11 protein-coding genes are annotated in these 14,517 nt (G+C 32.5%); 10 read left to right on the top strand and 1 reads right to left on the bottom strand.

The window, feature by feature from the left end; all coding sequences use genetic code 11:
• The first annotated feature begins 234 nt into the window (after positions 1-234).
• The 4 genes from LJ207_RS04780 to LJ207_RS04765 all read left to right on the top strand — a co-directional run bounded on the left by LJ207_RS04780 (position 235) and on the right by LJ207_RS04765 (position 7,200).
• Positions 235-1,257, top strand: a complete 1,023-nt coding sequence (locus tag LJ207_RS04780) for a dihydroxyacetone kinase subunit DhaK (protein ID WP_229344571.1) — start codon at positions 235-237, stop codon at positions 1,255-1,257.
• A 283-nt stretch (positions 1,258-1,540) separates the two neighbouring features.
• A complete protein-coding gene (locus LJ207_RS04775; protein WP_229344566.1) occupies positions 1,541-2,695 on the top strand; it encodes a TraB/GumN family protein in 1,155 nt (384 codons plus the stop codon).
• Positions 2,696-2,787: 92 nt separating this feature from the next.
• Positions 2,788-4,773 (top strand): bifunctional metallophosphatase/5'-nucleotidase, encoded by a 1,986-nt coding sequence (locus LJ207_RS04770; RefSeq protein ID WP_229344565.1) that lies wholly within the window; start codon positions 2,788-2,790, stop codon positions 4,771-4,773.
• 102 nt (positions 4,774-4,875) lie between these two features.
• Positions 4,876-7,200, top strand: a complete 2,325-nt coding sequence (locus tag LJ207_RS04765; RefSeq protein ID WP_229344563.1) for a diguanylate cyclase domain-containing protein — start codon at positions 4,876-4,878, stop codon at positions 7,198-7,200.
• An 82-nt stretch (positions 7,201-7,282) separates the two neighbouring features.
• On the opposite strand, the gene LJ207_RS04760 is transcribed toward LJ207_RS04765, so the two are convergent.
• Positions 7,283-8,575: an NAD(P)H-dependent oxidoreductase gene (locus tag LJ207_RS04760; protein WP_229344561.1), complete on the bottom strand. Its 1,293-nt coding sequence runs from the start codon at positions 8,573-8,575 to the stop codon at positions 7,283-7,285.
• Between the two features lie 537 nt (positions 8,576-9,112).
• Between LJ207_RS04760 and pdhA the strand changes: the two genes are divergently transcribed.
• From pdhA to srlA, 6 genes are all read left to right on the top strand, one after another.
• The gene (pdhA, locus tag LJ207_RS04755) at positions 9,113-10,090 is read left to right on the top strand and encodes a pyruvate dehydrogenase (acetyl-transferring) E1 component subunit alpha (RefSeq protein ID WP_229344560.1); all 978 of its coding nucleotides are present in this window, start codon (positions 9,113-9,115) and stop codon (positions 10,088-10,090) included.
• Positions 10,090-11,064 carry an alpha-ketoacid dehydrogenase subunit beta gene (locus LJ207_RS04750; protein ID WP_229344558.1) on the top strand — a complete coding sequence of 325 codons (975 nt, stop codon included), beginning with the start codon at positions 10,090-10,092 and terminating at the stop codon, positions 11,062-11,064. Before pdhA ends, LJ207_RS04750 begins: the two co-directional genes overlap by 1 nt.
• A gap of 13 nt (positions 11,065-11,077) precedes the next feature.
• The gene (locus LJ207_RS04745; RefSeq protein WP_229344556.1) at positions 11,078-12,349 is read left to right on the top strand and encodes a dihydrolipoamide acetyltransferase family protein; all 1,272 of its coding nucleotides are present in this window, start codon (positions 11,078-11,080) and stop codon (positions 12,347-12,349) included.
• Between the two features lie 107 nt (positions 12,350-12,456).
• On the top strand, positions 12,457-13,407 hold the full coding sequence (locus LJ207_RS04740) for a sugar-binding transcriptional regulator (protein WP_229344555.1): 951 nt from the start codon (positions 12,457-12,459) through the stop codon (positions 13,405-13,407).
• A complete protein-coding gene (locus LJ207_RS04735) occupies positions 13,407-13,772 on the top strand; it encodes a transcriptional regulator GutM (RefSeq protein ID WP_229344553.1) in 366 nt (121 codons plus the stop codon). Before LJ207_RS04740 ends, LJ207_RS04735 begins: the two co-directional genes overlap by 1 nt.
• A 168-nt stretch (positions 13,773-13,940) precedes the next feature.
• Positions 13,941-14,501, top strand: a complete 561-nt coding sequence (srlA, locus tag LJ207_RS04730; RefSeq protein ID WP_229344552.1) for a PTS glucitol/sorbitol transporter subunit IIC — start codon at positions 13,941-13,943, stop codon at positions 14,499-14,501.
• Positions 14,502-14,517: the final 16 nt, after the last annotated feature.

The following is a 14,517-nucleotide window of genomic DNA, read 5'->3' as shown; positions in this document are numbered from 1 at the left end:
AGCTAGTAGACTTGCTCCGTGGGGAGTCAAAACCAAAAATAAAAAAATATAAAAACAAATAAAGAAAAATAACAGTTTATTCTTGCTTTTGCTATTTTTATGTGTTATTATTTAATTGAAATGAAAATATGTTTTTTGTTTAGAATTAATACAATTTTCTGACTTAAATTTTTAAATATTTTTTTAAAAAGTATAAATAATTATCATTAATTCAATTAAAGGGGGAAAATTATTATGGCTAATCCTAATTATGAAAAATATTTAAATGATCCAGATGATTTGATTGAAGAAATGATCGATGGTTTTGTTAAATCACATGAAAAGAAAATCAAACAGGTTTCAAAAAGAGCTGTGGCTAAAAAAGAAGCACCTATTGAAGGCAAGGTAGGAGTTGTTTCTGGTGGTGGCTCAGGTCATTTGCCAGCTTTTATGGGCTATATTGGTGAAGGATGCTTAGATTCAGTTGCAGTAGGAGATATCTTTTCTTCTCCATCTGTAGATCATATTTATGAAGCGATCAAAGCTGCTGATGGTGGTAAAGGTGTTCTATGTTGTATTGGTAACTTTACCGGAGATATTATGAATTTTGAAATGGCGGCAGAAATGGCTGAAGAAGAAGGTATAGAAGTTGATACAGTTATTATCAATGATGATGTTGCTTCTGCACCAAAGGATAAAATGGAAAACAGAAGAGGAGTAGCCGGTGAAGTTATTATTTGGAAATTGGCTGGTGCCATGGCTGAAAGAGGCTATTCATTATCTGAAATGAAAGAACTTGCTGATCAAGCTTTATATAATACTAGAAGTATGGGAGTTGCACACAAGCCTTGTATAATGCCAACAAATGGAGAGCCAAGTTTTGAACTTGATGAAGGTGAAATGGAAATTGGAGTTGGCCATCATGGTGAACCAGGCATCAGAAAAGCTGAGATGACAACCAATGATGAGATTACTGAAGAATTGCTTAACATAGTTTTAGAAGACTTACCTTATCAAGAAGGTGATGAAGTAGTAGTATTAATTAATGGTTTAGGAGCTACCTCACCTCTAGAAATGTATATTTCTTATCGTAAGGTATATAACATGTTAGAAGATAAAGGTATTGATATAGCCAAAAATTATATTGGTGAATTCTTTACTTCCCAAGAGATGGCAGGTTATTCAATAACATTAACTAAGGTAGATGATGAATTAAAAGAATTGTTTGCTGATCCATGTGATGCAGTTAGCTTTAAACAGATGCAGGAAGAGATCTAAGAGAGAATTATATTTGAAAAAGCAATTAATTTAATCCATCAGAATTAACTTAAAAGAATATTAAATTATCTAAGCGGTCTGAGCTCTATTTTTTCTAGAGTCAGACCGCTTTTTTCAATTCTATAAAATTTTAATTTTTGATATGTTTGAAAAGGCAGAACATATTTTTTTATAAAAAATTAATATTATTTGCTATTTAGAATTAATAAATCTTAAATTTATGATATAATAATTTATACGCCAAAAATTATATAATTTTTAATAATAGAAGGAGTTGCTTTTTGTGAATGATAATAATGTCGAGAGGTTAATAATTGATAATAAAGAAATAATTTTAATCCCAACTGCACATATTTCTAAGCGAAGTGCAGAACAGGTTAAAGAAGTAATTGAAGAAGAAAAGCCAGACAGTGTTTGTGTTGAATTAGACCAGCAGAGATTTAATTCTATTGATAAAGAAGATAAATGGAGTGAGATGGATATATTTCAAGTAATTAAAGAAAAAAAATCTTTATTACTGCTGGTAAATTTAATAATTAGTTCTTTTCAAAGTAGAATGGCAGAAAAATTAGGTATTAAGGCTGGCCAGGAAATGATGCAGGCTGTAGAATCAGCTCAAGCAAGCGGAGCAGAATTGGTCCTTGCTGATAGAAATATTCAAATAACTTTTAAAAGAGTATGGAGAGGGCTTGGCTTTTTTGAGAAAATGAAATTAGTTTTTCAAATTATTACTATGCTTTTTGTTGACGAGGATATTAGTGAAGAAGAATTGGAAGCTTTAAAATCTAATGATTCTTTAAATATTATTCTTGCAGAAATGGGAGAAAATTTCCCTGGCATTAAACGTTATTTATTGGATGAAAGAGATCAATATTTATCTCATAAAATTAAAAATGCACCTGGTGATAAAGTTGTTGCTGTTCTTGGTGCAGCTCATCTTCCCGGGGTGAAAAAAGAACTGTATAACAAACAAGACCTTAAGAAATTGAATAAAATACCTCCAGAAATAAAATGGACAAAAATATTTTCCTGGGGGATTCCACTACTTTTTGCTTTATTAATAGTCTATTCATTTTTTAATAATGTTCAGACCGGGATAGAGGTTTCTAAAACCTGGATAATCTGGAATGGTTCCCTTTCTGCACTAGGGGTAATTATTGCTAGAGGTCATATTATTACAATCTTAACAGCTTTTTTAGTTGCTCCGCTTAGTTCATTGAATCCTGCTTTAGCTGCTGGTTGGTTTGCGGGCTTAATGGAAGCTTATTTAAGAAAGCCTCAGGTTAAAGATTTCCAAAGTCTTTCTGAAGGTATAACCGTGAAGACTATTTGGACAAATAAAGTAACAAAAATACTTTTAATTGTTATATTAGCAAATCTGGGTAGTGTTATTGGAACTACTGTTGCAGGAGCAAATATTTTAAGAATTCTTTTTTAGCAAGAAAGTAATTGAACTAAAGATCTCTTTGTATTAAAAGTTTTAGCTAATAGTCAGCTTGTAGTCAGCTTGAGAGGAGCTCTGATTTAGCAATGCTAAAAAGAATAAGTTATGGCAAATCTTTTATAACAGTTCTAATAATTTTTTTGGCTGCAGCATTTTTTCTTTTCTCTTTAACTTTTGAACTAAAAGCTGAACAGGGAGAAGAGATCAATTTTACTATTTTACACACAAATGATGAGCATTCAGCTTTAATCCCTCATTTTGCAGGAGATAGTTATAGTGCCTCTGATAATCAAGAGGGTACTGATTCTAAATTAGGCGGTTTTGCCCGTCTGGCAGCTCAAATAAAAGCAATTCGAGCGCGAAAAGAAGCGCAAGGTGAAGAATTATTAGTTCTAAATGCTGGAGATTTTATAGGTGGTTCAATATTTTCCTGGCTTAATACCCGGGGTTATGCACCGGAATTAAAAATACTTCAGCAGCTAGAATATGATATTGCTGTTATTGGAAACCATGAATTTGATTATGGCCCTGACTTACTGGCTGATTATCTTAAAGAGGCCGGTTATCCTGCAGCTCATGAGCAGACTAAGATTTTAGCTTCTAACTTAGAAGCACCGGTTGATCATGTTCTAAGTACAGATAATTTATATCAAGATACTCATATAATAGAATTAGAAGCAGGATTGAAAATTGGGTTTTTCAGCTTGATTGGTAAAGATGCCGTGGATGTTATCGCAGAAAAAGGAGATATGAAATTTTTGGATCAACATCAAACAGCTAGGAATAAGATTGCAGAATTGAAAGAAAAAGATGCAGAATTAATTATTGCAATAACTCATTCAGGGGTAGCAGAAGATCGAGAATTAGCAAAACAAGTGGAGGGAATTGACATAATTGTCGGTGGACATGATCATACTGCCCTTTTTGAACCCATAATTGAAGAAAACACCATTATTGTTCAGGCTGATTCTTATTTGAAATATTTAGGTCAACTTAACTTAGCTTACTATCCTGATAATCAGGAATTGAAAATTATCAATCAAGAAAAGAATAACGAATTTTTAATCACTCTAGATGATGGGGTTGAAGAAGATGAAGAGATTGCAGAAGTTGTTTCTGAATACACAGCTCATCTCAATGAGCTCATAGCTGAGATGACTAGAAATAATTATCAAGATATTGAAGAGATTATTAGTTATTCAGATTTTAAGCTAGTAAATCAGCCTCCAAGATCTGAAACACCTCTGGGTAATTTTGTGACTGATGCAATGAGAATAATTACTGAACAGAGTACTGATAAAAAAGTAGATATAGCTTTAATCGGTAGTGGAAATATCCGGCAGCCGATAGTTCCTGATCAAGAGGGGGGAATTAGTTTTTATAATCTGGCCAATGTTGTTTCTCTTGGTGAAGGATATGACGGTTATCCTGGCTATCCAATTATCTCGGTTTATTTTACAGGAGAAGAAGTTGCTCATCTTTTAGAAGTGGCTGTTTTATTAGAAGAATTAATGGAACCCCATTACTTTTTGCATTTTTCTGGTCTGCGTTATGATTATAATATTGATGATGCTGTATTATTTAAAGTACCATTTTTAGATATTCCAATACCTACTACTAGAGCAGTAAAAAATATTGAAATATTTACGGGAGAAGGAATACAGCCCCTTAATGATCCAGAAGCTTATGAAACTTTAGAAAAAAACGAAGAAAAACTTTATCATCTTGTAACAGATGCTTATGTTTTTTCATTTCTGCCTTTAGTGGAAGAACTATTACCTCATATAGAATTTGAAGCTAAAACTGAAGCTGGGAATCCGGTTTCTTTAGCAGATACAGCTGATTTAACTTTAGCTTATCAAAATAGAGAACTTAAAGTTTGGGATACAGTAATTAATTATGCTGCAATTTTTGGAGAAGATAATGCTAAGATTCCGGATTATTATCGTGACACAAGTGCCAGAATTAATCAAATTGAAGCACGATCTTATTCTGAGTTAATAATAATTGCTCTAAGTATAATAATCGTGGTCTCATTAGCTTTGTTTATTTATAAAAAGAAGAAAAAATAATATGATTTTCTTAATTGATAGTTGTTTTCAATTAAGAATTGTTTTATAATAGAAATATTGCTCAGTTTTATAAGAAAATTTTAAATTAAAGGGGGCTTGACCGTGAAAAAGTTTTTGCTGATAGTAGTGCTTGTTTTAATAATTACACTTTCTGCTGGTGCAGAAACACCGGAAGTTAGAGATAATGTTATAGATATTTTTGATGGTCATGGCTCTCCAATGTTATTTATTGATCAAGAAAGTGAAGAAATTTTATATGCAAATGACGCTGCAGCTGAGTTTTATGGTTACAGCAAAGAAGAACTTGCAGAAATCAATATAGCGGGTATTAATGTCTTAAGTCCAGAAGAAACTGAAGAAGAAATGGCAGCTGCAGTTCGAGAAGAAAGAAACTTCTTTCAATTTGAACATCAGCTAGAAAGTGGAGAAACAAGGCATGTTGAGGTATATTCTTATCCTCAGGTTTTTGAAGGAAGGGAGATACTGCTTTCAATTATTCATGATGTTACTCCAAGAGTTGAGCTAGCTGAACGGAATAGACAGATTAGCAATTATTTTTATACTACTCTATTAATAATTATTTTGATTCTGCTTTTATTTTCATTTTTATATTATAAAAACTATCAAAGGGCCAAAAAAAGAAATAAAGAAATTGAAAGATTAAACAAGTTAAGGCAGACTTTTATTGATGCTGATGATAGTTTAGTCTATTTAAAAGACCAAAACTTAAAATATCTTTTTGTTAATGACAGAGTAGCAGAATTTTATGGCAAAGATAAAGAGGAAATTATAGGTATTGATGATTATCAGCTTTCTGAACCAGAATTTGCTGAGTTTGTCAGAAAAACTGATAAAGAGGTACAGGAAAAAGGGGAATTAATTAGAAAAGAAATTAAGTGGCGGGGTAAAGTCTATAATTCAACTAAATTTCCAGTTAAATTATTAAATGGCAATTATGGTATTGGAGCATATATCAGAGATATTACTGAAGAATATCAAAACAAACAAAAATTAGCTATTGAAAGAAATAAATATTTTCAAACATTGCTTTCAATTGGTGATGCTGTAATGATTGTAAATAATCAAAGACAAGTTGAAATGATAAATAATGTTGCTGAAAAATTAACAGGCTGGGATCAGTCAGATGCAGAAGGAAAAGATTATAGGTCTGTATTAAATTTAATTAGTGCAGAAGAGGGGAAAGATTTTTCAAATCCGGTAGAGCTTGCCTTTGCAACTGAAGAAACACATGAGCTAGAAGATGGTGCTATTCTAATTGCAAAAGATGGAAGTAAATATTTTATTGATGATACAGCTGCTCCTATAAAAGATGAAGATGGTAAAGTTAAAGGAGTTGTGGTGGTTTTTAGGGATGAAACTGCCAGCAAAGAACAGAAAGAAAAAATAGAATATCTTAGTTATCATGATCCAATGACTGGGCTATATAACAGACGTTTTTTTGAAGAAGAACTACAAAGACTTAATGTAGCTAGGAACTTACCAATCTCAATAATTATTGGAGATTTAAATGGCCTAAAACTTACTAATGATATTTTTGGTCATAATGCTGGCGATAAATTGCTGCTCAAAGCAACTGAGGCTTTTAAAGAGTCCTGCCGTGAAGATGATATAATTGCTCGTTGGGGTGGAGATGAATTTATAATTCTACTTCCCCAAACAAAGCGAGAAAATGCAGAAAAAGTTGTTAATAGAATAAAAGAAAATTTTAACAAGAAAAAAACCATTGCTTTATCAGCTGGGATTGCTATGGGAGTAAGCACTAAAAGTTCAACTGAAGAAGATATAATCAAACTTATCGATGAAGCTGAAACTGAAATGTATTCTAAGAAAACTGTTAGTAGAACAGATAATGATCTTAAACATATTGAAAATATAACAAATATTTTAGATGAAAAGAGCAGTAGAGAAGAGGCTCATGCTGATAGAACAGCAGAATTAGCTGCTAAACTTGCCAAAAAAATAAATTTAAAAGAGGCCGAAATTAAAAAAATTATTAATACTGCACTGTACCATGATATTGGTAAGGTTGCAGTAGATGAGGAGATTCTCAACAAGACAACTGCTCTAAGCCCTAAAGAATATGATGAAATAAAATTACATGCCCTAACCAGTTACAGGATTTTAAATTACTTTTCTGATACAATTGATATAGCCCAATATGTATTAGCTCATCATGAACGCTGGGATGGGAAAGGATATCCTAAAGGTTTGAAGGAAAAGGAGATTCCGCTTGCTGCTAGAATAATTGCGATTGTAGAGGCTTATGAGGTTATGACATCTGATAATACTTATAAGCAAAAAAGCATTTCTAAACAAGAGGCCGTGGCTGAATTGAAAAGGTGTGCAGGCAGCCAATTTGATCCTGAATTAGTTGAAGATTTCATTGAAGTTTTAAATGATAATTAAAATAAAGCCTGCCGAACGGCAGGCTTTATTTTAAGTTTATCAAAGTATATTTTATTAGCTCATAAAAGCATATTTTTATTTTTTAGTTAAAGAATCTTTTTTGCAATTTCCAGAGTTCATAGATAACTGAATCTTTATTTAACTCTACCATATCCAGGCTAAGTTTTTCTCCCTCTTTAACATCTTCTTTTAAAATAGCTCCTTCACTAAGACCTAAAGGAAGGAGATTTTTTTCTCTTGCAACTTCTGCTTTATCAACAGAACCATAGACTGCAAATCCCCCAATACCATCTATTTCTTCTCCAGTCTTTAAATCTTTTTTTGCAATAGTAGTTACTTCTGTCACAATATCTCCAATTGGAGCAATTGTTGCTTCATTATATAATACTGCTCTTACCGCGGATAGTGGAGTTTCAAGACTCGCTAAGTGATAAGGTCTATATAATAAGTAATTAGGTCCTTCTCCCATTTTTGAATAATTCATACTAAACTTAATTCTTTCATTATCTGTTGTAACTATTACGAATACACCAGGGGCAATATTACCAAGAGCAAAATCTACTACACCTTCATTTTGCAGGATTCCGCCATCTTTTTCCAATGAATATACTTTGGGAAGATCTTCAATTGTAGTTTTTGGTCCATGCATACCTGGAACATCAGGTACAAGACCAGTTGCATTTGAAACTGCAGCCATTTCGAGCATGCTCTTTGTTCCATCCATAAAACAGGCCATCATATGTGGAGCTGTACCTTTCTTCTTAGCTCTTTCTGCAACTCTTTCTGGATTTGCTTTTCTATCAAGAGGGTTATTTTTACCCTTGCCGGCTGCAACTACCTTATAACCTAAACTTTTAGCAAAATTATAGATTTCCATTATGGCGCCTGGTTCATCACCGGCTGCTCCAGTATATACTACACCTGCATTATCAGCCATTTTTTTCAAAATAGGTCCAACTACTACATCAGCTTCTACATTCATCATTACAATATGTTTTTTATTATTAATTGTCTCTAGACCAATTCTTGCCCCAACTCCTGGTATACCTGTTGCATCAATAATTACATCAATACTCTCTACTTCTGGCACAGCAAAACCATCACTTGTAACTACACTTTTGTCTTCTTTGATATAGTTATTCATTTCTTCTGCATCATCACTCATAATAATATCTTCAGTGCTGATCCCTGCCGATTGGTAGGCTTTTTTAGCTCTTTCTATATCAATATCAGCTACCACCGGAACTTTAACCCCATCCATTTGTGCTACCTGACTTACAATATCTGTGCCCATCTGCCCGGCTCCAATTAAACCAATTTTAATATACTCTCCTTTTGCTTCTAGTTCTTTTAGATCTTGATATACATTACTCACTCTTTTTCCCCCTTTTAATTTTATGATAAAGAAATTTAAAAACAAGCAAAAACTTTACATATGTTTATTTATTTTACAAATGTAAACTACATTTATAAATTATCACAATCTTATTTCTTTGTCAAATATTATTTCACATCTATCACTAAGATGCAATTTATCAGAGTAAAAATTAAATCTCATTTGACATAATTTATTTATACTGTTATCATAAACTTGCTATTTACAAATGATATAACACAAAACATATGTAAAAAAATCAGATTTGCTTTGTATTTTTTAACTAAGGAAAGCAAAGGAGGGAAAAATATAAGCTAGAAATGAAAAACAAACTTCCCTGTTATAACACTAAGGTCAAGTGATTATATTCACAATTAACTTAATTATATCTTTTTTCTAAATATTTAAAAAATGCCTTGACACAAGAAAATATTGATGTTAATATAAAGATGCAATTTACAAAAGTTTTATTAAAGAACAAATGTAAAGAAATTAACTTGAGACAGATGTTTAATATTTTATTTGGAGGTGCAGATAATGGAATTGTCTGAGGAAAAATTGTTGAAAATGTATCAGGATATGATAGAAATCAGAGAATTTGAAAGAAAAGTAGATTATTTTATATCTCATGGAGATATTACGGGCACAACCCATCTTTATATTGGTGAAGAAGCTATTGCTGTAGGTGCTATAAATGCTGCCGAAGAAAAAGATTATATAAGTAGTACTCATCGAGGACATGGTCATTCTATTGCTAAAGGTGTAAATATTAAAGAGATGATGGCAGAACTATTTGGGAAAACTACTGGATCATGTAAGGGTAAAGGTGGTTCTCTGCATATAGTTGATTCTGATACCAATAATTTAGGTGCTAACGGTATTGTTGGAGGAGGAATTCCAATTGCTGTAGGAGCTGCTTTAGCGGCTAAGATGCAGGAAAATGGTGAAGTGATTTTATGCTTCTTTAGTGATGGAGCTATGAATCAAGGTGCTTTTCATGAAGCAGTAAACATGGCCTCAGTTTGGGATTTGCCGGTTGTTTTCATCTGTGAAAATAATCAATATGGGATGTCTACATCTGTGGAAAAAGCATTTAATATTCAAGATTTATCTGCAAGGGCAAAAGCATATAATATACCTGGTGTAAAAATAGATGGAAATAAAATAATGGAAGTATATGAAGTTGTACAAGAGGCTGTGGAGAGAGCCAGACAAGATGGTGGGCCAAGTTTAATAGTAGCAGAAACATACCGCTGGAAGGGTCATTCAAAAAGTGATGCAAAAGTTTATAGAACAAAAGAAGAAGAAAAAGCCTGGAAGGAAAGAGATCCTATAGCCCAATTTGAAGAAGAACTCAAAGCACAAGGTATATTGGATGAACAAAAAATTGAGGATATCAGAGAAGAAATAGATGAAAAAGTGGAAGCAGCAGTTAAATTTGCTCAGGAAAGTCCTTTTCCAGATAAAGAAGATATTTATGATGATGTATATGTTGATGGGGAGGTCGAATTATAATGAGAGAGATAACTGGAAGACAAGCGGTTAATGAAGCTTTAAGAGAAGAAATGGAAAGAGATGAAAATGTTTTTCTGATTGGTGAAGATATAGGAATTTATGGTGGTGCTTTTGGTGTAACAAATGGTTTATTAGATAAATTTGGTGAAAAAAGAGTTAGGGATACACCTATCTCAGAAGCTGGAATTGCTGGAGCAGCTGTAGGTGCATCTTTAATGGGGATGAGACCGGTTGCCGAAATGATGTTTATGGATTTCATTACTATTGCTTCTGATCAGATCATAAATCAGGGAGCAAAAATTCATTACATGTTTGGTGGCCAAATGAATGCACCCTTTGTTTTAAGAATGCCAGCAGGTGCAGCTGCAGCAGGTGCTCAACATACTCAAAGTTTAGAAGCCTTATTATATCACATTCCTGGTTTAAAAGTTGTTATGCCTTCAACTCCTTATGATCTTAAAGGTTTATTGAAAACTTCAATTAGAGATGATAATCCAGTGATGTTTATAGAGCATAAAAAAGGTTATGGAGAAAAAGGTGAAGTACCAGAAGAAGAATATACTATTCCCTTTGGCCAAGCAGATATTAAAAGAGAAGGAGAAGATCTAACAATTATTGCTACTTCTCATATGGTATTTAAAGCTCTTAAGGCTGCGGAAGAACTAGCAAAACAGGGTATTGATGCCGAAGTTTTAGATCCCCGTACTTTAGTACCTTTAGATATGGAAAGCATAGTTAAATCGGTTAGCAAAACTGGAAGAGCTGTAGTAGTTCATGAAGCCCACAGAAGGGGTGGAATTGGTGGCGATATAGTAGCTAGAATAGTTGATAGTGAAGCTTTCTATTATCTCGAAACTCCTATCAAAAGAATAACTGGTCCCAATACACCTGTGCCATTCTCCCCAGTTCTTGAGTCTGAATTTATTCCAAGCGAAGAAAAAATCATCAAAGGCGTATTAGATATTTTAGACTAGGAGGTATTAAATAATGGCTTCAGAATTAATAATGCCAAAATTAAGTATGACAATGGAAGAGGGCCAAATAGTAAATTGGCTTATAGATGAAGGTGAAGAAGTAGAAGCAGGTGAAGTTGTTTTAGAAGTATTAAGTGATAAAACTAATTTCGAAATTGAATCACCTGCAAATGGAATTTTACTAAAAAAGCTCTATCAAGAAGATGATGTTGTACCTGTTACAGATGTTATCGCTTATATTGGTGAAGAAGATGAAGATATAGAAGAACTAATAGCTAAAACTGAACCAAAAAAAGATTCAGCCCAAAAAGAAGAAGTAGAAGAAAAGTCTTCTCCAAAATCTCAAGCAGATAAAGCTGAAATTGAAAGTGATGCAGAAAGCTCTAAAGATAGCCAAGAAATTACTCTAGATAAAATAAAAACTGTTCCAGCTGTTAGAAGAATTGCCAGAGAAAATAATATTGACTTAAATAAAGTTGAAGCTGGTGCTGAAGATAATGTGATCAGAGTTAAAGATATAAATCAATATCTTGATTCAAAAGCAGAACTAGAAAAAGAAAGAAAAGTTAGAGAAAGAGCAAAAACTGACAGCTCAGAAAAAGACATTATTGAAAAACTGAGTGGAATCCGTAAAGCTAGCGCTAAAAAGGTTAAAGAAAGCTGGACAGAGATTCCCCATGTAACAATAACAAATGAAGTAAATATGGAAAAAATACTGGAGCTAAAAGATAGCTGGAATAAACAGCAGAGTGATAAGAACTTAAAAGTTTCAGTTACTGATATTTTAATAAAAATTGTGGCAGCTGCAATGGAAAAACATGAGATTTTAAATGCTTATTTAGAAGAGGATAAAATAGTTTATAATGATAGTATTAATCTTGGTTTAGCAGTATCTTTAGGAGATCAACTAACTGTGCCAGTACTTAAAAATTTAGAAAATAAAAATATAAAAGATATTGTTAAAGCTAAAAAAGAATTGATTGAAAAAGCTAAAAACAATAAGCTGAATTCTAAAGATTTAAGTGGGGCAAGGCTAACTATAACTAATTTAGGAATGTATGGAACTGAAATATTTACTCCAATAATCAATTCCCCAGCAAGCAGTATTTTAGGGGTAGGAAAAATCAAGAAAAAACCGGTAGTAGTAGATGACGAAATAGTTATTCAAAGAATGATGTGGCTGAGTCTTGCCTTTGATCATCGTTTGGTTGAAGGTGCACCAGCAGCAAGCTTTTTAAAAGATATTAAAGAGTTATTAGAATTTCCGGCAAAAGTAATGTTTTAAAATACCAACTTTAAATAATATTTTGCTGCTTTGCTTTATGTGAAAACTTTTGATATTATTGTTAATGTGTATATTTTTAACAATTATAAACGGGAGTTGATTTTGTTATGACAAATCAGAGATATTGTAATAAGTTAAAAGCAGCAAAGTATTATTATAATGAAAATTTAACTCAGCAGGAAATAGCTGACCGCTTATATTTATCCAGACCTACTGTTTCAAAAATGCTTAAAGAGGCTAAAGAAGAAGGTATAGTTCAATTTAAAATTGTTGATGTGCAAAATAAATGTAATATGTTTGATTTAGAAGAAAGGTTGATGAATAGATTTTCTTTAAAAAATGCAATTGTCTGTGATTATGATGAATCTTTTGATAATCTTAAAGATAAAATAGGTGAAGTTGCTGCTGAATATTTTGAAGACCTTGTGCAAAATAATATGGAAATTGGTTTTTCCTGGGGTTCAACTCTTAAGGCTATGGTTAAAAATTTAAGTTTCAATAATAAGGTTAAAAACTTAGAATTAATTACCTTAGTTGGAGGTTCAGGTAAAATAGATTCAGATATTCATTCTAATGTAATTATTGAAAATGTTTTAGATAAATATGATGGAGAAGGCCATTTTCTTTATGCCCCAGCAATTGTTGACAATAAAGAGCTTAAAGAGAATTTGATTAATAACCAGGAAACTAGAGAACTATTAGATAGAGCCAAAAATGTAGATATAGCTTTTGTGGGGATTGGTTCAATCAAAGAGTTGGCTGAGAGACTAAATTTCGAAGCAGAAGAGAAAAAAGAGTTAAAAAAATATAATGCTGTAGGAGATGTTTGCTCACGTTTCTATGATGCTGAGGGTAAGCTCTGTCCAACTGAAATAAATGAGAGAATAATTGGGATTGAATTAGAGGAATTAAGAAAAATTGAAACAGTTGTTGGAGTTGCTGGTGGTGAAGGAAAGGTCAATTCTATAAATGCAGCACTTAAAGGTGGTTTTTTAGATGTTTTAGTTACTGATAAAATCACTGCTGAGAAAGTATTAGAAAAAGGGTGTGATTATTAATGTGGGCCCCTATTATTGTTGTAATTATTGTAGCTTGGATTCTGCAGGCGGTTTTTACCTTTATGCAGATGGCTAATTTCAGGCAAAGAATGCAGGAGTTGAGAACTAAAGGTACGCTTGGAGTTGGCAAAGTAAGTAAAAAATTTGGAATTGGTGCTATAGTTTTACTGGTGAGCAGTGATCAAAAAACGATTACAGAAGCAGAAGAGTTGTTTGGAGTAACTGTTTTTGCTCGCTTTAAAAAGGATGAGGCATTAAAAGGTCTTAGCTTTGAAGAAGTTGAGAAACTGGAATTTGAAAAAGATAGCAAACAGGAAGCTGTAGAGCAGGCACTTAAGAACTTAAAAAAGAAACTAGAAAAATAAAATAATTATAAAAATTTGAAAATTCAAATAAGCTATAATTGAAAAATAAATTTTCCCAATATAATGCTTAATCTTAAAAAATATTATTTACCTGGAGGTGGTAGAAGGCGTATTGAGTGAATTTTGTATTTGGGCAGTATTTTTTAAAAAATTACGGAGGTGTAATTTATGGAAATGTTAACAATGGCCGCTGAATGGTTTATTGGCCTATTTAATGAAGGTGGAGAAACTTTTGTAGGATTATTAACAGGTATTGGACCAACTCTAGTAGCTTTGATGACTGCTGTTTATGCTGTTAAGAACTTAATTGGTGAAGAAAAAGTAAACAAATTTGCCGCTAAAATAGGTGGTAATATTATACTGCGCTATACTTTATTACCTATAATGGCTGTTTTCTTTTTGACAAATCCGATGGCCTATACTTTTGGCACATTTTTACCAGAAAGATATAAGCCGGCTTTTTATGATGCAGCTGTATCATTTGTTCATCCAATCTTAGGTCTTTTCCCACATGCAAACCCAGCCGAGTTGTTCGTCTATATGGGGATAGCTAATGGTATTCAAGAATTAGGTTTGAGTTTAGGAGCATTAGCGATTCGTTATTTTGTTGTGGGTGTAATTGTTATTCTGATTAGAGGAATTGTAACTGAAAGAATTACTGTTTGGATGATGAGAAAAGATGGTATAGAATTAGAAGGCTTTGACGAATTTATTCAGGATGCTGCATAATAAAAAACTAATTATA

This window comes from Halanaerobium polyolivorans, from assembly GCF_020711195.1.
Taxonomy (GTDB): Bacteria; Bacillota; Halanaerobiia; order Halanaerobiales; family Halanaerobiaceae; genus Halanaerobium; species Halanaerobium polyolivorans.
The sequence above is the reverse complement of the archived record's forward strand: the minus strand, read 5'-3'. Positions and strand labels throughout refer to the sequence as shown.